The sequence below is a fragment of the Xenorhabdus griffiniae genome (assembly GCF_001028135.1).
GTDB lineage: Bacteria > Pseudomonadota > Gammaproteobacteria > Enterobacterales > Enterobacteriaceae > Xenorhabdus > Xenorhabdus bakwenae.
In genome coordinates, this window is sequence record NZ_LDNM01000070.1 from 23,828 (window position 1) to 44,838 (window position 21,011).

24 protein-coding genes are annotated in these 21,011 nt (G+C 43.6%); 19 read left to right on the top strand and 5 right to left on the bottom strand.

Annotated features, from left to right (window positions below):
- Positions 1-399: 399 nt before the first annotated feature.
- Both AAY47_RS13950 and AAY47_RS13955 read right to left on the bottom strand, forming a co-directional pair.
- Positions 400-1,269: a phosphoribulokinase gene (locus tag AAY47_RS13950; protein ID WP_047770753.1), complete on the bottom strand. Its 870-nt coding sequence runs from the start codon at positions 1,267-1,269 to the stop codon at positions 400-402.
- A 66-nt stretch (positions 1,270-1,335) separates the two neighbouring features.
- Positions 1,336-1,554: a YheU family protein gene (locus AAY47_RS13955; RefSeq protein WP_047770754.1), complete on the bottom strand. Its 219-nt coding sequence runs from the start codon at positions 1,552-1,554 to the stop codon at positions 1,336-1,338.
- A 185-nt stretch (positions 1,555-1,739) separates the two neighbouring features.
- Between AAY47_RS13955 and AAY47_RS13960 the strand changes: the two genes are divergently transcribed.
- Complete coding sequence (locus tag AAY47_RS13960; protein WP_047770755.1) at positions 1,740-2,345, top strand: LysE family translocator; 606 nt, start codon at positions 1,740-1,742, stop codon at positions 2,343-2,345.
- Between the two features lie 72 nt (positions 2,346-2,417).
- Here the strand turns inward: AAY47_RS13960 and murQ are convergent, their stop codons facing one another.
- Entirely contained in the window at positions 2,418-3,323 is a 906-nt protein-coding gene (murQ, locus tag AAY47_RS13965) for an N-acetylmuramic acid 6-phosphate etherase (protein WP_200897790.1), read from the bottom strand.
- A 1,042-nt stretch (positions 3,324-4,365) separates the two neighbouring features.
- On the opposite strand from murQ, the gene AAY47_RS13970 reads away from it, so the two are divergent.
- A complete protein-coding gene (locus AAY47_RS13970) occupies positions 4,366-5,259 on the top strand; it encodes a LysR family transcriptional regulator (protein WP_047770778.1) in 894 nt (297 codons plus the stop codon).
- Between the two features lie 289 nt (positions 5,260-5,548).
- Here the strand turns inward: AAY47_RS13970 and AAY47_RS13975 are convergent, their stop codons facing one another.
- Positions 5,549-7,504 carry an ABC transporter ATP-binding protein gene (locus AAY47_RS13975; RefSeq protein WP_047770757.1) on the bottom strand — a complete coding sequence of 652 codons (1,956 nt, stop codon included), beginning with the start codon at positions 7,502-7,504 and terminating at the stop codon, positions 5,549-5,551.
- A gap of 249 nt (positions 7,505-7,753) precedes the next feature.
- On the opposite strand from AAY47_RS13975, the gene AAY47_RS13980 reads away from it, so the two are divergent.
- Together AAY47_RS13980 and slyD are read left to right on the top strand one after the other, a co-directional pair.
- Positions 7,754-7,957 carry a YheV family putative zinc ribbon protein gene (locus tag AAY47_RS13980; protein ID WP_047770758.1) on the top strand — a complete coding sequence of 68 codons (204 nt, stop codon included), beginning with the start codon at positions 7,754-7,756 and terminating at the stop codon, positions 7,955-7,957.
- A 145-nt stretch (positions 7,958-8,102) separates the two neighbouring features.
- Complete coding sequence (gene slyD / locus AAY47_RS13985) at positions 8,103-8,636, top strand: peptidylprolyl isomerase (protein ID WP_047770759.1); 534 nt, start codon at positions 8,103-8,105, stop codon at positions 8,634-8,636.
- A gap of 132 nt (positions 8,637-8,768) precedes the next feature.
- On the opposite strand, the gene AAY47_RS13990 is transcribed toward slyD, so the two are convergent.
- Positions 8,769-8,987: a SlyX family protein gene (locus AAY47_RS13990; protein ID WP_047770760.1), complete on the bottom strand. Its 219-nt coding sequence runs from the start codon at positions 8,985-8,987 to the stop codon at positions 8,769-8,771.
- Between the two features lie 265 nt (positions 8,988-9,252).
- On the opposite strand from AAY47_RS13990, the gene fkpA reads away from it, so the two are divergent.
- From fkpA to rplL, 15 genes are all read left to right on the top strand, one after another.
- Positions 9,253-10,017, top strand: a complete 765-nt coding sequence (gene fkpA, locus AAY47_RS13995) for an FKBP-type peptidyl-prolyl cis-trans isomerase (protein ID WP_047770761.1) — start codon at positions 9,253-9,255, stop codon at positions 10,015-10,017.
- Between the two features lie 478 nt (positions 10,018-10,495).
- Positions 10,496-11,233, top strand: a complete 738-nt coding sequence (locus tag AAY47_RS14000) for a helix-turn-helix transcriptional regulator (RefSeq protein ID WP_047770762.1) — start codon at positions 10,496-10,498, stop codon at positions 11,231-11,233.
- Positions 11,233-11,628 carry a sulfurtransferase complex subunit TusD gene (gene tusD / locus AAY47_RS14005; protein ID WP_047770763.1) on the top strand — a complete coding sequence of 132 codons (396 nt, stop codon included), beginning with the start codon at positions 11,233-11,235 and terminating at the stop codon, positions 11,626-11,628. Before AAY47_RS14000 ends, tusD begins: the two co-directional genes overlap by 1 nt.
- Before the next feature lie 34 nt (positions 11,629-11,662).
- Complete coding sequence (gene tusC / locus AAY47_RS14010) at positions 11,663-12,022, top strand: sulfurtransferase complex subunit TusC (RefSeq protein ID WP_047770764.1); 360 nt, start codon at positions 11,663-11,665, stop codon at positions 12,020-12,022.
- A gap of 19 nt (positions 12,023-12,041) precedes the next feature.
- The gene (gene tusB, locus AAY47_RS14015; RefSeq protein ID WP_047770765.1) at positions 12,042-12,329 is read left to right on the top strand and encodes a sulfurtransferase complex subunit TusB; all 288 of its coding nucleotides are present in this window, start codon (positions 12,042-12,044) and stop codon (positions 12,327-12,329) included.
- Between the two features lie 223 nt (positions 12,330-12,552).
- Positions 12,553-12,927 carry a 30S ribosomal protein S12 gene (rpsL, locus tag AAY47_RS14020; protein ID WP_010848548.1) on the top strand — a complete coding sequence of 125 codons (375 nt, stop codon included), beginning with the start codon at positions 12,553-12,555 and terminating at the stop codon, positions 12,925-12,927.
- 98 nt (positions 12,928-13,025) lie between these two features.
- Positions 13,026-13,496: a 30S ribosomal protein S7 gene (gene rpsG, locus AAY47_RS14025; protein WP_047770766.1), complete on the top strand. Its 471-nt coding sequence runs from the start codon at positions 13,026-13,028 to the stop codon at positions 13,494-13,496.
- A 95-nt stretch (positions 13,497-13,591) separates the two neighbouring features.
- Positions 13,592-15,700: an elongation factor G gene (fusA, locus tag AAY47_RS14030; protein WP_047770767.1), complete on the top strand. Its 2,109-nt coding sequence runs from the start codon at positions 13,592-13,594 to the stop codon at positions 15,698-15,700.
- Between the two features lie 70 nt (positions 15,701-15,770).
- Positions 15,771-16,955 (top strand): elongation factor Tu, encoded by a 1,185-nt coding sequence (gene tuf / locus AAY47_RS14035; RefSeq protein ID WP_047770768.1) that lies wholly within the window; start codon positions 15,771-15,773, stop codon positions 16,953-16,955.
- A 336-nt stretch (positions 16,956-17,291) separates the two neighbouring features.
- Positions 17,292-17,675 carry a preprotein translocase subunit SecE gene (gene secE, locus AAY47_RS14040; RefSeq protein WP_047770769.1) on the top strand — a complete coding sequence of 128 codons (384 nt, stop codon included), beginning with the start codon at positions 17,292-17,294 and terminating at the stop codon, positions 17,673-17,675.
- A 2-nt stretch (positions 17,676-17,677) separates the two neighbouring features.
- Positions 17,678-18,223 (top strand): transcription termination/antitermination protein NusG, encoded by a 546-nt coding sequence (gene nusG / locus AAY47_RS14045; protein WP_047770770.1) that lies wholly within the window; start codon positions 17,678-17,680, stop codon positions 18,221-18,223.
- A 215-nt stretch (positions 18,224-18,438) separates the two neighbouring features.
- A complete protein-coding gene (gene rplK, locus AAY47_RS14050) occupies positions 18,439-18,867 on the top strand; it encodes a 50S ribosomal protein L11 (protein ID WP_038260747.1) in 429 nt (142 codons plus the stop codon).
- Between the two features lie 3 nt (positions 18,868-18,870).
- The gene (gene rplA, locus AAY47_RS14055; protein ID WP_047770771.1) at positions 18,871-19,572 is read left to right on the top strand and encodes a 50S ribosomal protein L1; all 702 of its coding nucleotides are present in this window, start codon (positions 18,871-18,873) and stop codon (positions 19,570-19,572) included.
- Positions 19,573-19,907: 335 nt separating this feature from the next.
- Positions 19,908-20,405 (top strand): 50S ribosomal protein L10, encoded by a 498-nt coding sequence (gene rplJ, locus AAY47_RS14060; RefSeq protein WP_047770772.1) that lies wholly within the window; start codon positions 19,908-19,910, stop codon positions 20,403-20,405.
- Between the two features lie 63 nt (positions 20,406-20,468).
- Entirely contained in the window at positions 20,469-20,834 is a 366-nt protein-coding gene (rplL, locus tag AAY47_RS14065) for a 50S ribosomal protein L7/L12 (protein WP_047770773.1), read from the top strand.
- Positions 20,835-21,011 lie beyond the last annotated feature (177 nt).

Consider the following 21,011-nt stretch of genomic DNA (forward strand, 5'->3'; position numbering starts at 1 on the left):
CCTTTATGATGTGAGAAACTGTCGTTCCTCTTCAGGCTGGCTTTATAAAGTCAATAGGTTAACATATTAACCTGCTGAAAAGCTGACAAGCGGGGAATTTTATATTGATTATAAAGATGTCAAAATTTGGGCATATTGATCTTAACCCATATACCTTGCCAGTCCCTACTTGTAACCTTGTTTGTAACACAGGAAAGCGTTTCTGTCTTCTCCTGTATCGCTTCAGCCTATTAAACTGACTGCCAGATTACCAGAAATCAGGTAGAAGAGTTGGTTTTATTGATTTTACATTTATAAAAGGGAAAAAATTATGTCACAAAAAATGGCCTATTTATTTTAATAAAACAGGTAACATTATTTTTTGTTACCTGCCTTATTAAAAATTAAATGGGGATTAAATTACGAGATTTTTTTGCCTTCCAGTAATTGTTTAACAAGCGGTGCCATAATTAATTCCATTGCCAGTCCCATTTTTCCACCTGGAACGACAATAGTATTTAGGCTGGAAATAAATGAACCCTGAAGCATAGCGAGTAAATAAGGAAAATCAATTTGAGTGAGACCACGGAAGCGGATCACGATAAAACTTTCGTCCAGCGAGGGAATCGCTTTGGCAGAGAAGGGGTTAGAGGTATCAACGGTAGGGACACGTTGGAAATTGATGTGGGTACGTGAAAACTGAGGAGTGATGTAGCGGATATAGTCATCCATTGAGCGGACAACGGAATCCATGACAGCTTCTCTGGAATGCCCACGCTCACCGGTATCACGGATGAGTTTTTGTATCCATTCTAAGTTGACGATAGGCACAACGCCAATCAACAGATCAACATGACTGGCGACATTGTGTTGTGGCGTGACAACACCACCGTGTAGTCCTTCATAAAATAGGACGTCTGTATTTGATGGCAGAGGTTCCCACGGTGTGAAAGTACCTGGTAATTGGTTATAGGGGACGGCTTCATCATAGGTATGGAGATATTTTCGGCAGCGGCCATTGCCCGTTTCTCCGTACTCAAGGAATGTCTTTTCCAACGTACCGAAATCGTTAGCTTTTGGCCCAAAGTAGCTGATATGTCTGCCTTGTTCTCTTGCTTTCCGTATCTCGGCATCCATTTCAGGACGAGTATAACGATGGAAACTATCCCCTTCTATCAGTGCGGCTGTTACGTCAAATTGTTGGAAAATCTTGCGAAAAGCGACACTGGTCGTGGTTGTTCCTGCGCCACTGGAACCAGTGATTGCGATAATGGGGTGTTTGGCAGACATGAACAGACTCCTTAATCAATAAAATTGGCGAATCAGTCAATTAGAATGAATAAAACAAACCGAGCTTTACGGGCGGAACATCGCTTTAGACAAGATATTAACGGTTCCATGTAGTTCAGACCATACCAGCAGAACTTCACCTCGCTCAAGTTGACGTTTGACATCTTGCACTTTTTGTTCGAGCGTTTTTTCCTGTTCGCCGTAATCAGTACCTTCCCGCAAGACAAAGTTTTCAATTAAGTTGTGGAGTGTATCGGCTTCCAATTGTTGCCACGGGATAATCATTGTGATTGCTCCTGAAAATACGGTAATTCATCATTGGGTAAACTTAGTCAGTGTCAATGGAGTTGTAGGCCGGGATTCATAATGAATTGATTTCATGATTAGTTATCTTGTATGTGAAATAACATACTGTTATTTTCTTGAAAAGAAATGTCAACCACCTGGGTGGGGGGGAGGGGAATCTACCCATGACTTTAAGCCTGGTATTCTCGCTTAGTATATTTATGTTTATTTCCGCTGTCACACCGGGTCCAAACAATTTGTTACTGACATCATCGGGAGCTAATTTTGGAATTCGCCGTTCTATCCCGCTTTGTCTGGGCATTATTTTGGGGATGCAGACAATTTTGCTGCTGTCTGCGTTTGGTGTTGCTGCGTTACTGCTGATTTATCCTGCGTTACATACGGGCCTGAAAATACTCGGATGCCTGTATTTATTCTGGCTAGCCTGGAAGACAGCTACTTCGCATTATAAGCGGCTGGACACCACCGCATCGGCAGGAGAACCTATCAAAATTTATCAGGGTTGGTTATTGCAGTTCTTAAATCCAAAAACCTGGTTGATGGGATTGGGCGCAATCAGTAGTTACAGTCTGGCTGGAGAGCTGTATAACTATTCCATTTTTGTTATCAGCATCGTGATGTTAATCGTCAATACTCTTGCTGGTGCAATCTGGCTGGTTCTCGGCTCACTGATTGGTCAGTTACTGAGAAGCCGTCGCGCGTGGTTTACCTTCAATGTCGCAATGGGTGTTCTGACGGCGGCTTGTGTGCCGTTAATCTGGTTTGGTTAAGTCAATATTTTTGCACCTGAAAAATAGCGTTAGTGAAGTCCATTCCGTCAATGGCGTTGAGTATTTTAATGATTATCGGTCTATTGAGATAGCTGGCCGGATAAGCCCTTGGTGTTCTGCCAGTAACGCTTTGGCTTGTTCGGCGTTGACACCCGATAAAATCATGACGATTGCGGTCTTGCAATGACCACCACAGGCGTTCAAGGCATGTTCTGCCATTTCTCTACTGCACTCTGTGGCGGCCATGACAATATTTTTCTGGCGTTCGATTAATTTGGCATTGGTGGCGTTTACGTCAACCATCAAATTACCATATACCTTGCCAATACGGATCATGGCACCTGTCGTGATCATATTCAGTATCAATTTTTGTGCCGTGCCTGCCTTCATACGGGATGAACCCGTTATCACTTCTGGCCCTACGACGGGCGTGATGGCAATATCAGCTAATTGCACCATTGAGCTGTTTGGATTGCAGCTGATACAGGCGACAGTAGCACTAACTGATTTGGCATATTCCATGGCACCTAATACATAGGGGGTTCGGCCACTGGCTGCGATCCCGACCAGAACATCTCTTTGATTAACGTGTAATGCCTGAAGATCTTTTGTACCTAATTGCCGATTATCTTCCGCATTTTCGACAGCGTGCAAAATGGCTTGATGCCCTCCGGCAATTAAGCCGATTACCTGTTCTGGTTTTGTACCATAAGTGGGTGGACATTCGCTGGCATCCAGGATACCTAAGCGCCCAGATGTGCCTGCTCCACTATAGATTAAGCGCCCACCCTGACGAAATGCCTCGGCAACTTTATCAACGACACGGGCAATTTGAGGCAGTGTTTTTTCAACGGCAATAGCCACTTTTTTATCTTCCTCGTTGATAACACGGAGCATATCGAGAGTTGAGAGTTGATCAATGTGGGTACTGGCGGGGTTACAACTTTCTGTTATCATATTGCTCAAGTCGATTTTCATCATTTATCTGTCATATTTTATTGAAATTAAGAAGTGAATTATGTACGTCAGATTATCTTACTGAGCGTTTAATAGAAAATATACACCAAAATAGATTAAAAACACGATTCCCCGATTTTTATTTTATATCAACCCAACTTCAATATACGTGTTATATTCCCCTGCACTGTGGGGAAATATAAGGCCTCGCGTCGTCTTGCGGATTGCAGCTTGAAGCTTGAAGTTTGAAGTTTATCGAGTATATATCGGAAGAATTGTCGATACGATGTTTGAAGGTGTTTTCTTAGGTGACTAAAAATTAACACGTTTTATTCATAAAATGAAAATTCAATACAGAGTATTCCGATATAAAAAAAGAGTAAAAAAGCGTTAAGAATAAGTATGCATTATCACTATTAACACACTATAAAGCCTGTCATTGCCGTATTGCTATTTTTTTAATATCACATATACTTATTAACACGTAATAAGAGTGAATATTAAAATAATCATAAAATTAAAATATGGAAGAGCTATTAATGATATAATGGATGTAAATTATCTGCTGTTTGTTACATTATACGGGTAAGCTAGGTGTATATGCTTTTCTTTATATTCTTCAATTAAATTATTCACACAATAGTTTCACAATATGATATTTTAACTTTCATAATCTCTGGTATTTGATTTGGCAGATTCTCAATAAAGAAGAGTTATCCATTGTGGATCTGTTTATAGGTTATGTCTCGATTGTTTTTAACCTTAAGAAATAATAATGACTCTGTGGTTTAAAAAATGAAATGGAATGATAAATAATATCGTTAACAAGGAAGATATCCACATTGCCAGAATAATTAGTTACTATTGAAATAATTTTTTAATGAAATTAAAACATAATTATAATAAATATTTTGCGAATTGCCCTCTTATTAACTAACATTTTATTAGTTAACATTTTGACCATTTTACCTGATAAAACCTTTGGCAAAACACTAAGTTAAAATGCTATCACCATGAATCTGTAATGTTTTGTAGTTATTCAACAATCATTGGGCTAAAGAACATGGATATACGCAATCTTGAAGCTTTTATCGTTTTGGCTGAAACGCTTAATTATCATAAGGCTTCTGAGAGGCTTTATCTTTCTCAGCCAGCCTTGACGAAGAGAATTCACGGGTTGGAAAATATTCTTGGTGCATCACTATTTATAAGGGGACCAAATGGAACAAGGTTGACAGATTTTGGGCAGAAGACGTTGGAAAATACCCGGAAGTTTTTATCTCACTATGAGCACTTCAAAAGTCAGGTTCATGTCGATTCAAAAGAGGATATGGTCAGGCACTTATACGTCGGTTCTTGTTTTCCTATCCACAATTATTCTCAAATAGAGCGACAGTTCGTGGAAAAAAAAGGGAGCGTTGTGCTGTCATTGGTGACAGGGCTGTCAGTTGAGCAGCAGATAAATTTATTGAATGCAAGGATGTTACATGTTGCAGTGATGCCGCTATCATCTATTAGCGCTCCGTTAGAGCCAAAAAAGGTGTTTACGGAAAGGTTGATCTATATCTTTAAGAAAGGAAGTCATCTGGTATCTAAATGCAGAATAGCCTTACGTAAGTTTGGCAACGGAGTTACTCCGAAAAATTCACCAGAAAAAAAAGAGGAGGTTGAGTTAACGGATTGCCTCAATGTTTTTCCTATCTATACTGGTGACAATATGCATTTGCTATTAAAAACAAATGATATCATGTTGATAGTAGAGATGATTACAAAAAATAATGCCTATACCTGTGTGCCTAAACGGATTATTAGTTCTATCCCTGAGTATTATATGAATTTTTTGGAAATTGTTGAAACGGATAAAAAAATTGATCTTGGGGTGGTATGGGCAAAATACATAGATGAGCCTTTGATTGAAGATGCTGAAAACTTTTCTGCCTTAGTTGCTAATGTATGAGTCAGTCATTATTCCTTGTTTTATACGGAATATTGTCATTTTGTCTCTCATGATAATCAAGCTTGAGGTGTGATTTTTAAAAGGTTTCTCAGTCAATGAGCAAAAAATGAAAATCTGAAACATTTTTCAATTATAAATGATCTCCTGCATAATTGATGAATTATTATTTTTTACGACGAATATTCTGGCTGTTTGCAAGCAATTTTATATTTTTTCTTTGTAAATAGGGAATAATCGGGTGTTGAATGACAATACCCGATTATATACTTACAGGTTTATACCTGAAAAATTAACTGACTCCTTGACTCGCATCAAATTCTGTTGTCATTTGTTCGAGCTGTTCCTGAATATCCAACCATTCCATTTCAGTATCTTCCAGTTTGGATTTTGTTTGCGTCTGCTGATGCAGGCATTCAGTCAGTTCAGTTTTACGATCATGGTCGTAAAGCGTATTGTCTGACAGCTTCTCTTCTAATTCTGTCAATGCCGTACCCAGTTTTTCCATCTGTTTTTCAAGGGTTGCAAGCTGTTTACGCAATGGCTGCGTTTGGTTACGGAATTCAGCTTCACGCCGTTTTTGATCTTTACGCTCTTGAGCACTGTAATTTTGAGTGCTATTTGTTGAAGATTCGCTCTCTGATTTTTCTTTTTCCTGACTATCCCGCATTTGCTGGCGTTGCAGTTCAGTGAGCCATTGCTGATAATCGTCTAAATCACCTTTAAAAAGTTCTACTTTGCCATCATGTACCAGATAAAGTTCGTCTGTTGTAGAACGCAGTAAGTGCCTGTCATGCGATACGACGACCAGAGCACCTTCGAAATCAATCAGTGCTTCAGTCAATGCTTGTCTCATGTCGAGATCAAGGTGGTTGGTCGGTTCGTCAAGCAGAAGGAGGTTTGGACGTTGCCAGACAATCAGAGCCAGTACCAAACGCGCTTTTTCACCACCGGAAAAACGTCCGCTTGGGTCGGTCACTTGATCGCCTTTGAAGCCAAATCCTCCCAGATAATCTCGAAGCTGTTGCTCTGTCTCTCTGGGCGCGATTCGGACTAAATGCTGTAATGGAGATTCATCTGCCCGTAGGTATTCCAATTGGTGCTGTGTGAAGTAACCCAGTTTAATGCCTTTCGATAAGGCAATTTCTCCTTGCTGAGGTGCAAGCTCTCCTGCCAGCAACTTGATCAACGTGGATTTACCCGCCCCATTGCGACCTAGCAGGCCGATCCGTGAACCTGGCACCAGATTTAATTTGATCGAGTTCAATACCGTTTTTTCGCCATAGCCAGCACTAACTTTATCCATATTTAAGAGTGGATTTGGCAGGTTTTCCGGCTGGCGGAAACTGAAATGGAAAGGGTTATCGACATGAGCGGGCGCGATAAGCTCCATGCGTTCCAGCATTTTGATGCGACTTTGTGCCTGTTTCGCTTTAGAGGCTTTGGCGCGGAAGCGGTCAATATAACTCTGCAAATGGGCCACTTTTTCCTGTTGGCTTTGGTATAACGCCTGTTGCTGGGCAAGTTTGGCCGCGCGTTGCCGTTCGAAGGAAGAGTAGTTACCGGTATATTCGTATAGATCCTGCTGTTCAATGTGCAGAATTTTATCGATGATTGGATCGAGAAAATCACGATCGTGGGAAATTAGGATCAAGGTGCCGGTATAACTCTTCAACCATTTTTCCAGCCAGATAACAGCATCCAGATCAAGATGGTTGGTCGGTTCATCGAGTAATAGCAAATCAGAGCGGCAGATCAGCGCTTGTGCCAGGTTGAGGCGCATACGCCAGCCTCCAGAGAATGAACGTACCGGTTGTTCTAGCTGAACCTGAGAAAAACCTAATCCGTGCAGCAGGCTAGCGGCTCGGGCGCGGATTGTCCATGCCTGAATAGTATCAAGCAAACCATGAAGGTGAGCGATGGCGTGACCGTCATTTTGTTCGTTGGCGATTTTGAGTTTTTGCTCCAGTTGTCGGAACTCACGGTCACCATCGATGACATATTCCAATGCTGATGTTTCCAGGGCTGGCGTTTCCTGATTAACCCAAGCCAGTGCCCAGTTGCAGGGGAAGGTGACAGAGCCATTTTCAGCTTGAAGTTCATCTTTCAGTAATGCCAGCAGGGTAGATTTACCGCAGCCATTTTTGCCAACTAATCCGACTTTTTGTCCAGGATTGATCGTTGCGTTGGCGTTATCCAGCAGGATGCGAATGCCACGACGGATTTGCAGTGAAGAGAAAACAATCATAGATGTCGTCTATATATAATGTGTTAAGTTAATTAATAGTTAGATTTATATATCCTTCATCTTTCAAGTTGCCGCTTTGTTGACTGCGTTCCTCATACCAATCGTATATCGATATGCATAGTGATCGTTGATACGTATAGTGTTCGATGGGCCGCAATTTGAAATCTATTGGGTATATGTATTGAGTTTTAAGTACCTGGTGTGCATGGTAGCGGAAAATAGATGTTCTGACACGTCTTAGGGGGAATTATGTCAATTAGTCGTAAGCGTTTTATTGCAGGAGCAGTCTGCCCAAAATGCCAATCACAGGATACGCTGGCAATGTGGCAGGAAAATAAGGTTGATGTTGTTGAGTGTGTCCGTTGTGGCCATATACAGAGGCAAACGGAGGACGCTGTCACATCTCATATCAGAGACCAGGAACAGGTCATTGGGATCTTTACACCACAGTAACTCAATACATGTACAATGAATTGTGGATAAATTTTGCCATTGACTAGGTACAGTAACGTAGAATTCCGTTACAATTGGCAGCATTTTTTTGAGCAGTAAAAATTTTCCCTCACGGATTTTTTCCCTCGGGTATGTAGGAGTTGTCATGAAAGTAGCAAAAGACTTGGTGGTCAGTCTGGCTTATCAAGTAAGAACAGAAGATGGTGTTTTAGTTGATGAGTCCTCGGTGAGTGCACCGTTAGACTATCTGCATGGCCGTGGTTCTCTGATCAGCGGATTAGAGAAAGCAGTGGATGGCCGTGAGGTGGGTGAACGTTTTGATGTTAGCGTAGAAGCAGAAGATGCATACGGTCAGTATGATGACAACCTGGTTCAGCGTGCACCAAAAGATGTGTTTGTTGGCGTTGATGATCTCCAGGTTGGTATGCGTTTCCTGGCTGACACCGATCAGGGACCTATTCCAGTAGAAATCACTGCGATAGAAGGTGATGAAGTGGTTGTTGATGCGAACCACATGTTGGCTGGCCAGAATCTGAAATTCAATGTTGAAATTGTTGCGATCCGTGAGGCAACCGAAGAAGAATTGGCTCATGGCCATGTACATGGTCAGGGTGGCTGTGATGATCACCATGATCACGATCACGGTGATCACGGATGCTGCGGCGGTAGCTGCCATTAAGATTAATCGGGGCTAACTGAAAATCGTTAGTCACCTGAAATATCAGTAAGCAGAAAAAGAGAAGCGGGTTTTAAGCTTCTCTTTTTTATTTTGCGTCTAGCCTTCCTTGGCGGGTCGCTTCCCTGATGAATATCAGTAATGGGGGGGCGGTGTTTCTTCAGAAAGCGGTGCAATGATGGATGCCTGGTGAGTTTTCAGACGTTCAGCGATTAATTTTAGTTGTTCTTTCAATCTGTCAGTTTCGAGCTGTTGCTTTATCACTTCCTGATTCAATGCTTCAATGGTGGCATCTTGGTAAGCCAGCTTGGTTTCTAGTTGTTCAAATCTTCGCTCAAATTCAGATAATTCCATTATCTTTCCTCCTGCCTCTGAATCAATTAATTTAAATGACGGACCGATGATTCGGTCAAGATGCCACTATAATGCTCCAAGATGCCACTATAATGCTCATATATCCAGTGAAATAGAATTTCACGAAACCTCTTTGCTTTAATGTTGTCTCAACGATTTTTATGGCAAGGTATAGCAAATATTGTCATTGGTTTTCTTAGGCGGTTATAGTAGATGTTATGCCCTATGCTGATGGCAACCCCACCCAAACTTATTGGAGAATAGGATGAAATCACTGTTTAAAACAACTCTGCTGGCAACAACGCTAGCGGTGGCATTTAGCGTACCCCAGGTTTTGGCTGCTAACACCGAAACCAAAGACGAAGTCAAACTAAATAGTGCTTTTAAAACAGCAGAACAGCAAAATTCTTATGCTCTGGGTGCTTCTCTGGGAGGCTATATGGCCAACTCATTGCAAGAACAGAAAGCGCTCGGTATCAATATAGAAAAAGAAAAGTTGCTGGCTGGTGTTGAAGATGCATTAAATAATAAAGCCAAACTGACGGATAAAGAAATACAGGAAACCCTGATAGCCTTTGAATCTAAAGTGAAAAGTGCAGCACTGGCTAAGGCAGAAAAAGAAGCCAGTGAAAATGGTGAAAAAGGTGCCAAATATCGCAAAGAGTTTGCTAAACAAGCGGGCGTAGTGGAAACCAAAACCGGGCTTCTTTACAAAATTGAAAAAGCAGGTACGGGTAACGCACCTAAAGAGACTGATACTGTCGTTGTTAACTACAATGGTTCTTTGATTGATGGTCAGGTTTTTGACAGCTCTTATGACCGTAAAGAGCCGCTGACAATCCGTTTGGATAGCGTTATTCCAGGTTGGAGTGAAGGTATACAGCATGTGAAGAAAGGTGGAAAAATCACATTAGTTATTCCACCTAAGCTGGCTTATGATCAGGTTAATTTACCTAAAATTCCAGCTAACTCCACTTTAGTTTTCAATGTTGAATTACTGGATATTAAGCCTGCGGCCAAGGCAAAATAATTTCTGTGATTAAAAGATATTAGCAGGGGCTTAAGGCTCCTGCTTTATCACACATTTTTTCTACCTTTCGATTTGCTGCTGATATTTACCTCTATTTGATGAGTAATAAGCATGGATAAAAAATAATAAATTTATTTGCTTATTATTTCCCACGGTATTAAATGGGATATTGCTTTTCGTATTTCAGATGGATTCGGCATAAAGCTGTGATTGAACCCCGCGCTATACTCAGCAAGAGCTTGACGGCAGTTCGATGTGGTTTTAACGTCACTATTCTGAATAGTCCGAATAGAATAATATAGAGCAAACATTTTTAACTGTTTGTTTTTAGCGCTTATCTCATAAGGCTATTTAACTTTCTTGTAACAATAGGCGTTTACCGAAGTAGATGCTGAGTTGCAGTAATGTGATTTTATAATAAATCTTGCCCCGATGTTTTTGGTGAGGCAAAGTCAGAATTTGAAGGATGGTGTATTACATGTCTACCCCGCTATTAACTGGTGATAATATCTCTGGTGAAAACAGTGATATTGATTTACTGGAAAACCAACCATTTAGTGAAACTGATCACGAAATTTTAAAATCTTACGAAGCTGCTGTGGATGGCCTGGCTATGTTGATTGGTGGGCATTGTGAAATAGTTCTTCATTCACTGGAAGATCTTAAATGTTCAGCCGTCAGAATAGCTAATGGCGAGCATACAGGGCGTAAAATTGGTTCTCCGATTACCGATCTGGCGTTGCGAATGCTGCATGATATTACGGATGAAGACAGTAGCGTTTCCAGGGCGTATTTCACACGGGCTAAAAGTGGCTCGTTGATGAAATCTGTCACGATTGCTATCCGCAATCGCCAGCGTCGAGTCATTGGGCTTTTGTGCATCAATATGAATCTTGATGTGCCTTTCTCTGAAATTATTCAGACCTTTATCCCGGAAAAAACCCATGAAGTTGCTTCAAACGTCAATTTTGCTTCTTCCGTGGATGATCTGGTAGCACAAACTCTGGAATTCACAATTGAAGAAGTGAATGCTGATCGCAATGTTTCCAATAATGCGAAAAACAGACAGGTTGTGCTGAATCTTTATGAGAAAGGTATTTTTGATATTAAAGATGCGATTAATCAGGTGGCTGATCGTTTGAATATCTCCAAACATACGGTATATCTCTATATTCGCCAGTTCAAAAATGGTGAATATGCGGGTTCGGAGAAGTAATGTCGTCACTGTCTTATTGTTTGCTGGTCACTGGGCCAGCTTACGGTACTCAACAAGCCAGCAGCGCTTACCAATTTGCTCAGGCATTGATCACCTCTGGCCATAAACTGCATAGCGTGTTTTTTTATCGCGAAGGTGTCCAAAACGGCAATCAATGGGTTGCCCCTGCCAATGATGAGTTTGATTTGGTCAGGGCCTGGCAGGCATTGGCAGTCCAGCATCAATTCGATCTGTTTATCTGTGTTGCTGCGGCATTGCGCCGTGGTGTCGTGGATGAACAGCAAGCCCGTGAATTGAATCTGCCCGCCGCTAATTTAGCTGAAGGGTTTGAGCTTAGTGGGTTGGGATCGTTGGCAGAAGCCATGATGTTATGTGATCGTGTCATACAATTTTAGCGCTGGTTAGGTTTGGGAATCTTCGTGGGTATCGATGAAAAAAATTGCCTTTGTTTTTACTGAAGCTCCTCACGGCTCTTCTGCCGGCCGGGAAGGGCTGGATGCACTGCTTGCGACGTCGGCATTGACTGAGCAGATCGGTGTATTTTTTATTTCTGATGGTGTATTTCAATTATTGGCCAATCAGCAGCCGGATAAAATCCTGGCCCGTGACTATATCTCAACCTTTAAGGTCTTGCCGCTCTATGACATTGATAAATGTTACGTCTGTCTGGATGATTTGGTGATTCGGGGAGGCAGCCCAGCCAGCAATTTTGTGCTGGAAGCTGAATTTCTTTCTGCCGCCGCAATCCGAGAATTGTTGGCGGGTTATGATTTTGTGTTGAAATTTTAATCTATTTCAGGCAGGTAACATGTTATATACTGTCAGTCGCTCACCTTACCATAATGACTTCAATGCAATGCTTGGCCTTGTATCTGATACCGATGATGTTTTATTGATGCAAAATGGCGTGTTATTGGGCATTAATGATAACCGTTATTTGACGGAGTTGCTCCGTACGAGGGCAGGCATTTATGTTTTAAAAGAAGATCTTGATGCACGGGGGCTGATTGAACAGATTTCAGACCGTGTAATGGTGATTGATTACAATGGCTTTGTTAGCTTAACAGTAAAACATCAGCAAAATTTTGCATGGTAGAGGTGATGGGTAGATCTGAATGGCACTTTTCAGCAACTTTACCAGCCCAACGCTTTACTGGCAGTACTTTATCGATAATATTTTGCCGATATAGAAAAACTGTATATTTCTTGACACCTCGTCAAGTCAGCAATAAAATTCCGCGTCCTCTTGTTTTGTCATAATGGCAGAGAGAGGGTAAAATCCGTGTTTACGAAGCAAAAAACCAGGAGCTTTTTTAATAATGGCAACTATTAATCAGCTGGTTCGCAAATCTCGTAGCTCGAAAGTTGTGAAAAGCAACGTTCCTGCTCTGGAAGCTTGCCCGCAAAAACGTGGCGTATGTACTCGTGTATATACTACCACCCCTAAAAAACCAAACTCCGCACTGCGTAAAGTATGTCGTGTGCGTTTGACTAACGGTTACGAAGTTTCTTCCTACATCGGTGGTGAAGGCCACAACCTGCAGGAACACTCCGTTATCCTGATCCGTGGCGGTCGTGTTAAAGACTTGCCAGGTGTACGTTACCACACCGTTCGCGGCGCTCTGGACTGTGCCGGTGTTAAAGACCGTAAACAAGGTCGTTCTAAGTACGGTGTGAAGAAGCCAAAGGCTTAATGGTTCTCCGTTAAGTAAGGCCAAACATTTTTCACATTAATGTCAAAATAAACTCGTAGAGTTTTGGACAACCCTGAAATTCGAAACGGAGTATTTCCATGCCACGTCGTCGTGTAATTGGTCAACGTAAAATTCTGCCAGATCCAAAGTTCGGATCTGAACTGCTGGCCAAATTTGTAAATATCCTGATGGTAGACGGTAAGAAGTCTGTCGCAGAAGCTATTGTATATGGTGCGCTTGAGACCCTGGCTCAGCGTTCCGGTAAAGATCATCTGGAAGCATTCGAGCTGGCACTGGATAACGTGCGCCCGACTGTAGAAGTTAAGTCCCGCCGTGTTGGTGGTTCTACTTATCAGGTTCCAGTTGAAGTTCGTCCGGTTCGTCGTAATGCTCTGGCAATGCGTTGGATCGTTGAAGCTGCTCGTAAACGCGGTGATAAGTCCATGGCTCTGCGCCTGGCAAATGAATTATCTGATGCGGCTGAAAATAAAGGCGCTGCTGTGAAGAAACGTGAAGACGTTCACCGTATGGCAGAAGCTAACAAGGCGTTCGCACACTACCGTTGGTAAAATCCTTTATTGGGTATTCCATCGGCAGTGAATATGTTCCGGGTGGCTGTCCAGCTACCCGTTCTCTAAATTGAACGCCCACGAGAGAGGAAAAAATGGCTCGTAAAACCCCTATAACTCGTTACCGTAATATCGGTATCAGTGCGCACATTGACGCGGGTAAAACTACTACCACCGAACGTATTCTGTTCTACACTGGTGTAAGCCATAAGATCGGTGAAGTTCATGATGGCGCTGCTACTATGGACTGGATGGAACAGGAGCAAGAACGTGGTATTACCATCACGTCTGCTGCGACTACCGCATTCTGGTCTGGTATGGCTAAACAGTTTGAGCCACACCGTATCAACATCATCGACACCCCAGGCCACGTTGACTTCACTATCGAAGTAGAACGTTCCATGCGTGTTCTTGACGGTGCAGTAATGGTTTACTGTGCAGTTGGTGGTGTTCAGCCACAGTCTGAAACTGTATGGCGTCAGGCGAACAAATATAACGTTCCACGTATCGCGTTCGTTAACAAAATGGACCGTATGGGAGCGAACTTCCTGCGCGTTGTTGAGCAGATCAAAACTCGTCTGGCTGCTAACCCTGTTCCTCTGCAATTGGCAATTGGTGCAGAAGATACTTTCACCGGCATTGTTGATTTGCTGAAAATGAAAGCAATCAACTGGAACGACGAAGATCAGGGTATTACCTTCGAATACGAAGATATCCCGGCTGACATGCTTGAGCAGGCTCAGGAATGGCATCAGAACCTGATTGAATCCGCAGCAGAAGCATCAGATGAACTGATGGATAAATACCTGGGCGGTGAAGAGCTGACTGAAGAAGAAATCAAGGCAGCTCTGCGTAAGCGTGTTCTGGCTAACGAAATTATTCTGGTTACCTGTGGTTCTGCATTTAAGAACAAAGGTGTTCAGGCAATGCTGGATGCAGTGGTCGAATATCTGCCAGCTCCAACGGATGTTGAATCCATCAAAGGTATGCTGCCAGACGGTAAAGATACTCCGGCGGAACGTCACTCCCGCGATGACGAACCATTTTCAGCACTGGCGTTCAAAATCGCGACTGACCCATTCGTGGGTAACCTGACGTTCTTCCGCGTTTACTCCGGTGTGGTTAACTCTGGTGATACCGTACTGAACCCAGTGAAAGACAAAAAAGAACGTTTTGGCCGTATCGTTCAGATGCACGCCAACAAACGTGAAGAAATTAAAGAAGTCCGTGCAGGCGACATCGCTGCTGCTATCGGTCTGAAAGATGTCACTACAGGTGATACTCTTTGTGACCTGAGCAAGCCAATCATTCTGGAGCGCATGGAATTCCCAGAGCCAGTTATCTCTGTTGCTATTGAGCCAAAAACTAAAGCTGACCAGGAAAAAATGGGTATCGCTTTAGGCCGTCTGGCTCAGGAAGACCCATCTTTCCGCGTGAGCAGTGATGAAGAGACTGGTCAGACTATCATCGCAGGCATGGGTGAACTTCACCTCGACGTACTGGTTGACCGTATGCGTCGTGAATTCAACGTTGAAGCGAACGTAGGTAAACCTCAGGTTGCTTACCGTGAAACCATCCGTGCTTCTGTTGAGCAGGAAGGTAAACACGCTAAACAGTCCGGTGGTCGTGGTCAGTACGGTCACGTTTGGCTACGTATCGAGCCTCTGGAAGCAGGTGGTGTTGGTTACGAGTTCGCGAACGAAATCGTTGGTGGTGTTGTTCCTAAAGAATACATTCCTGGCGTCGATAAAGGCGTTCAGGAACAGCTGAAGAGCGGTGTTCTGGCTGGTTATCCAATCGTTGACGTTAAAGTTGCTCTGTTCGATGGTTCTTACCACGACGTTGACTCCTCAGAAATCGCCTTTAAAATTGCTGCATCCATGGCATTTAAAGAAGGCTTCATGAAAGCGAAACCAGTTCTGCTGGAACCAATCATGAAAGTCGAAGTGGAAACACCAGAAGACTACATGGGTGACGTCATCGGTGACCTGAACCGTCGCCGTGGTATGATCGATGGTATGGATGATATAGCTACGGGCAAAATTGTTCGTGCTCAAGTACCATTGTCTGAAATGTTTGGTTATGCTACTGACCTGCGTTCTCAGACCCAAGGTCGTGCTTCTTACTCCATGGAGTTCTTGAAGTACAACGAAGCGCCTAGCAACGTCGCTCAGGCTATTATTGAAGCTCGTAAATCTAGATAAGTTTTCGAGTTTACTATCTTTTTAGCTCCCTCCTCTTTGTGACGAGGGAGCGGTATTAAGGAATAGAGTCGTGTCTAAAGAAAAGTTTGAACGTTCAAAACCGCACGTTAACGTTGGTACTATCGGCCACGTTGACCACGGTAAAACTACCCTGACTGCTGCAATCACTACCGTTCTGGCAAAAACTTACGGTGGTAGCGCACGTGCATTCGACCAGATCGACAATGCGCCAGAAGAAAAAGCACGTGGTATCACCATCTCTACTTCTCATGTAGAATACGATACCCCAACTCGTCACTACGCACACGTTGACTGCCCAGGCCACGCCGACTATGTGAAAAACATGATCACCGGTGCTGCTCAGATGGACGGTGCGATCCTGGTTGTTGCTGCAACTGATGGCCCAATGCCACAGACTCGTGAGCACATCCTGCTGGGTCGTCAGGTAGGCGTTCCTTACATCATCGTGTTCCTGAACAAATGTGACATGGTTGATGATGAAGAGCTGCTGGAACTGGTCGAAATGGAAGTGCGTGAGCTGCTGTCTCAGTACGATTTCCCAGGCGACGACACGCCAATTATCCGTGGTTCGGCGCTGAAAGCGCTGGAAGGCGACGCAGAGTGGGAAGCGAAAGTTATCGAACTGGCAGAAGCACTGGATACTTACATCCCAGAACCAGAGCGTGACATTGATAAGCCATTCCTGCTGCCAATCGAAGACGTGTTCTCCATCTCCGGCCGTGGTACTGTAGTAACCGGTCGTGTAGAGCGTGGTATCGTTAAAGTCGGTGACGAAGTTGAAATCGTAGGTATCAAAGAAACCACTAAAACCACGTGTACCGGCGTTGAAATGTTCCGCAAACTGCTGGACGAAGGCCGTGCGGGTGAGAACGTGGGTGTTCTGCTGCGTGGTACTAAGCGTGATGACGTTGAACGTGGTCAGGTTCTGGCGAAGCCAGGCTCTATCCACCCACACACTCAGTTCGAATCTGAAGTGTATATCCTGAGCAAAGATGAAGGTGGTCGTCATACCCCATTCTTCAAAGGTTACCGTCCACAGTTCTACTTCCGTACCACTGACGTAACCGGAACTATCGAACTGCCAGAAGGCGTAGAGATGGTCATGCCAGGTGACAACATCAACATGGTAGTTAACCTGATTGCCCCAATCGCAATGGACGAAGGTCTGCGTTTCGCCATCCGTGAAGGTGGCCGTACTGTAGGTGCCGGTGTTGTTGCTAAAGTGATCGCATAATTTTTTTAATGTGTTCATTTTAGAAGGGCATCGATAGATGCCCTTTTTATACGTTGTCTTAAGAAGAACCTATCTCATCAATAGTTGTTCATTATTGGGCAATTAATAGCAGATAAATTGCTGTTTGATTGCTATTCTTAATTATTGGTGAGATAGGCTCTGATACAACGGATGGGCTTAAATATCATTAAGATACAAAAGTCCTGCTGAATTTTGGTGCCGAGTCAGATACAATTACAATTATCTTTGGGTTCGGTCTGATTTGTTTTGCTCTTGCGAGGCAAGCTGGCTATCTATTTACATCATAGTTACTTACATATAGTTACAGGTTGGTTTATGAGTGCGAATAGCGATGCTCAAGAAAGCGGGCGTGGTCTTGATATAGCAAAGTGGCTATTGGTGGCGATGCTACTGGTGGTTGCTATTGTGGGTAATTACTATTACCGAGAGTATAACCTGCCTCTGCGCGCGATAGCCGTGGTTGCTATTGTGGCCCTTGCAGGAGCAGTTGCATTGTGGACTGTAAAAGGTAAAGCTGCGTTAGCATTTGCCCGTGAAGCCCGCATTGAAATGCGTAAAGTCATTTGGCCAACTCGCCAGGAAGCACTGCATACGACTTTGATTGTTGCAGCTGTGACGGCTGTCATGTCTCTTATTTTGTGGGGGCTTGATGGTATTCTGGTGCGTTTAGTTTCATTTATTACAGGCCTGAGGTTTTAAAAATGTCTGAATCCCCAAAAAAGCGTTGGTATGTCATCCAGGCATTTTCTGGGTTTGAAGGTCGCGTCGCTCAATCTCTGCGTGAACATATCAAATTACAAGAGATGGAAGATTTTTTTGGCGAAGTGATGGTGCCGACAGAAGAAGTTGTTGAGATCCGTAGTGGTCAGCGCCGTAAAAGCGAGCGTAAATTCTTCCCTGGCTATGTCCTAGTACAGATGGTAATGAACGATGCGACTTGGCATTTGGTTCGTAGTGTACCTCGCGTAATGGGTTTTATCGGTGGCACCTCTGACCGCCCAGCACCAATCAGCGATAAAGAAGTTGATGCGATCATGAATCGTCTTCAACAGGTTGGTGATAAACCACGGCCAAAAACTCTGTTCGAACCAGGCGAAATGGTTCGAGTCAGTGATGGTCCGTTTGCAGACTTCAATGGTGTGGTGGAAGAAGTCGATTACGAGAAGAGCCGCTTGAAAGTCTCGGTTTCTATCTTTGGTCGTGCTACACCTGTTGAGCTGGATTTCAGCCAGGTAGAGAAAGCCTAATCTGGTGATTAAGTAAGCGCTTATGCTTGCAAAGGGTGTGAAATTAGCATACAATTTCGCGCCTTTTGTTTTTTATCCAGGCATCATTTTGAGATGATACTGAGATAATATTAGGTTAATTAAAGTTTTTAGTGACCTGGTCTTTAATAGACGGGGTTCAAATCGTCAGGGGAGCCTCATTTTGAGGCGATAAGACCCGCATAGAGGAAAAATAAATGGCTAAGAAAGTACAAGCCTACGTTAAGCTGCAAGTTGCAGCGGGTATGGCTAACCCAAGCCCACCAGTTGGTCCAGCTCTGGGTCAGCAGGGTGTTAACATCATGGAATTCTGTAAAGCGTTCAATGCTAAAACTGAAAGCATTGAAAAAGGCTTGCCAATTCCAGTTGTTATTACTGTTTACGCAGACCGTTCTTTCACTTTCGTTACCAAAACCCCACCAGCGGCTGTTCTGCTGAAGAAAGCAGCAGGCATCAAATCTGGTTCTGGCAAACCGAACAAAGAAAAAGTTGGTAAAGTAACCAGCGCTCAGATTCGTGAAATTGCTGAAACTAAAGCTGCGGACATGACTGGTGCTGACGTTGACGCGATGATGCGTTCAATCGAAGGTACTGCTCGTTCCATGGGCCTGGTAGTGGAGGGTTAATCAATGGCTAAACTGACTAAGCGCATGCGTACTATCCGTGAAAAAGTTGATGCAACTAAACAATATGACATCAACGAAGCTATTACTCTGCTGAAAGAATTGGCTACTGCTAAATTCGTAGAAAGCGTTGACATAGCTGTTAATCTTGGCATTGATGCTCGTAAATCTGACCAGAACGTTCGTGGTGCAACTGTACTGCCACACGGTACTGGCCGTTCAGTACGTGTTGCTGTATTTACTCAGGGTGCAAACGCTGAAGCGGCTAAAGCTGCTGGTGCTGAACTGGTAGGTATGGAAGATCTGGCTGAATTGGTTAAGAAAGGCGAGATGGACTTCGACGTTGTTATCGCATCTCCAGATGCAATGCGCGTTGTTGGCCAACTGGGTCAAATCCTTGGCCCACGTGGTCTGATGCCAAACCCGAAAGTGGGTACTGTAACGCCTAACGTTGCTGAAGCTGTACAAAACGCTAAAGCGGGTCAGGTTCGTTACCGTAACGACAAGAACGGTATCATCCACACGACTATCGGTAAAGTTGACTTCGAAGCTGACAAACTGAAAGAAAACCTGGAAGCTCTGCTGGTTGCGCTGAAAAAAGCGAAACCATCTTCAGCTAAAGGCATTTACGTTAAGAAAGTTAGCCTGTCTACTACCATGGGTGCAGGTGTTGCGATCGATCAGTCTAGTCTGAACGCATCAGCTTAATGATTTAAGCTGAGAATAACGCTTTACCTTAGCGTCAGATTTGTCTAAAATCTGGCGCTTCAAATTTGCCTGATCAGTGTGTTTTATCACACAGCCTTCGGAAAATAAGGCGGTATCGGCAAATAACAAGTTTTCGGTTGGAGCTTGGCCTGATCCAAGCCCCGTCCAAGACCGCAGGCGTAAGTAATTACTTAATATCCTGCGTAGACGGTGACAGAGCCAAATGAAATTTATTTTCTGGATTCTGCTCACCGTGTTTCAGCGCTCAGGCACATTTGGTGTTTTGAGTGAAGTGAGTCCCGGGTTTGCCCGGTTAATCCAGGAGCAAGAAGCTAATGGCACTAAATCTTCAAGACAAACAAGCGATTGTTGCTGAAGTCAGCGAAGTAGCCAAAGGCGCGCTGTCTGCGGTTGTTGCGGATTCTCGCGGCGTTACCGTAGATAAAATGACTGAACTGCGTAAAGCAGGTCGCGAAGCTGGCGTTTATATGCGTGTTGTTCGTAACACTCTGATGCGCCGTGCTGTTGAAGGTACTGAGTTTGAGTGCCTGAAAGAAGCGTTTGTTGGTCCAACCTTGATTGCTTTTTCTAACGAACATCCGGGCGCAGCTGCTCGTTTGTTCAAAGATTTCGCGAAAGCGAACCCAGCATTCGAGATTAAAGCAGCAGCCTTTGAAGGTGAGTTTATCCCAGCGAGCAACATCGATCGTCTGGCAACACTCCCAACTTACGAAGAAGCAATCGCACGCCTGATGGCAACCATGAAAGAAGCCTCTGCAGGCAAACTGGTTCGCACTCTGGCTGCGCTACGCGATCAGAAAGAAGCTGCTTAATTGCTTATTTCCTTCGTTGCTTTTTAACGTATAAATTTTTTCTGAATTTTAGGAACACTTGTTATGTCTATCACTAAAGAACAAATTCTGGACGCAGTTGCAGAAATGTCTGTAATGGACGTTGTTGAACTGATCAGCATGATGGAAGAAAAATTCGGCGTTTCTGCTGCTGCTGCTGTAGCTGTAGTTGGTGGTGCTGCTGAAGTTGTTGAAGAAAAAACTGAATTCGACGTCATCCTGACTGGCGTTGGTGCTAACAAAGTTGCTGTAATCAAAGCAGTACGTGGCGCAACTGGCCTGGGTCTGAAAGAAGCGAAAGACCTGGTTGAAAGCGCACCAGCAGCACTGAAAGAAGGCATCAGCAAAGACGACGCTGAAGCTCTGAAAAAATCTCTGGAAGAAGCAGGTGCTTCTGTTGAGATCAAGTAAGATCTGTTTGAAGTTCGCAGCCTGATTTTATAAGGCTGGCGGCTGGCGATTTTTTAATCGCCAGCCTTTTTGCGCTGTAAGGGCATTGTCTGAAAGTCAGATTTGTCTGAAAGGCATCAATAGGGAATTAGTAGCATTTCACACTGTTTGGCTACTAATAAACCCAAAATACTTCAT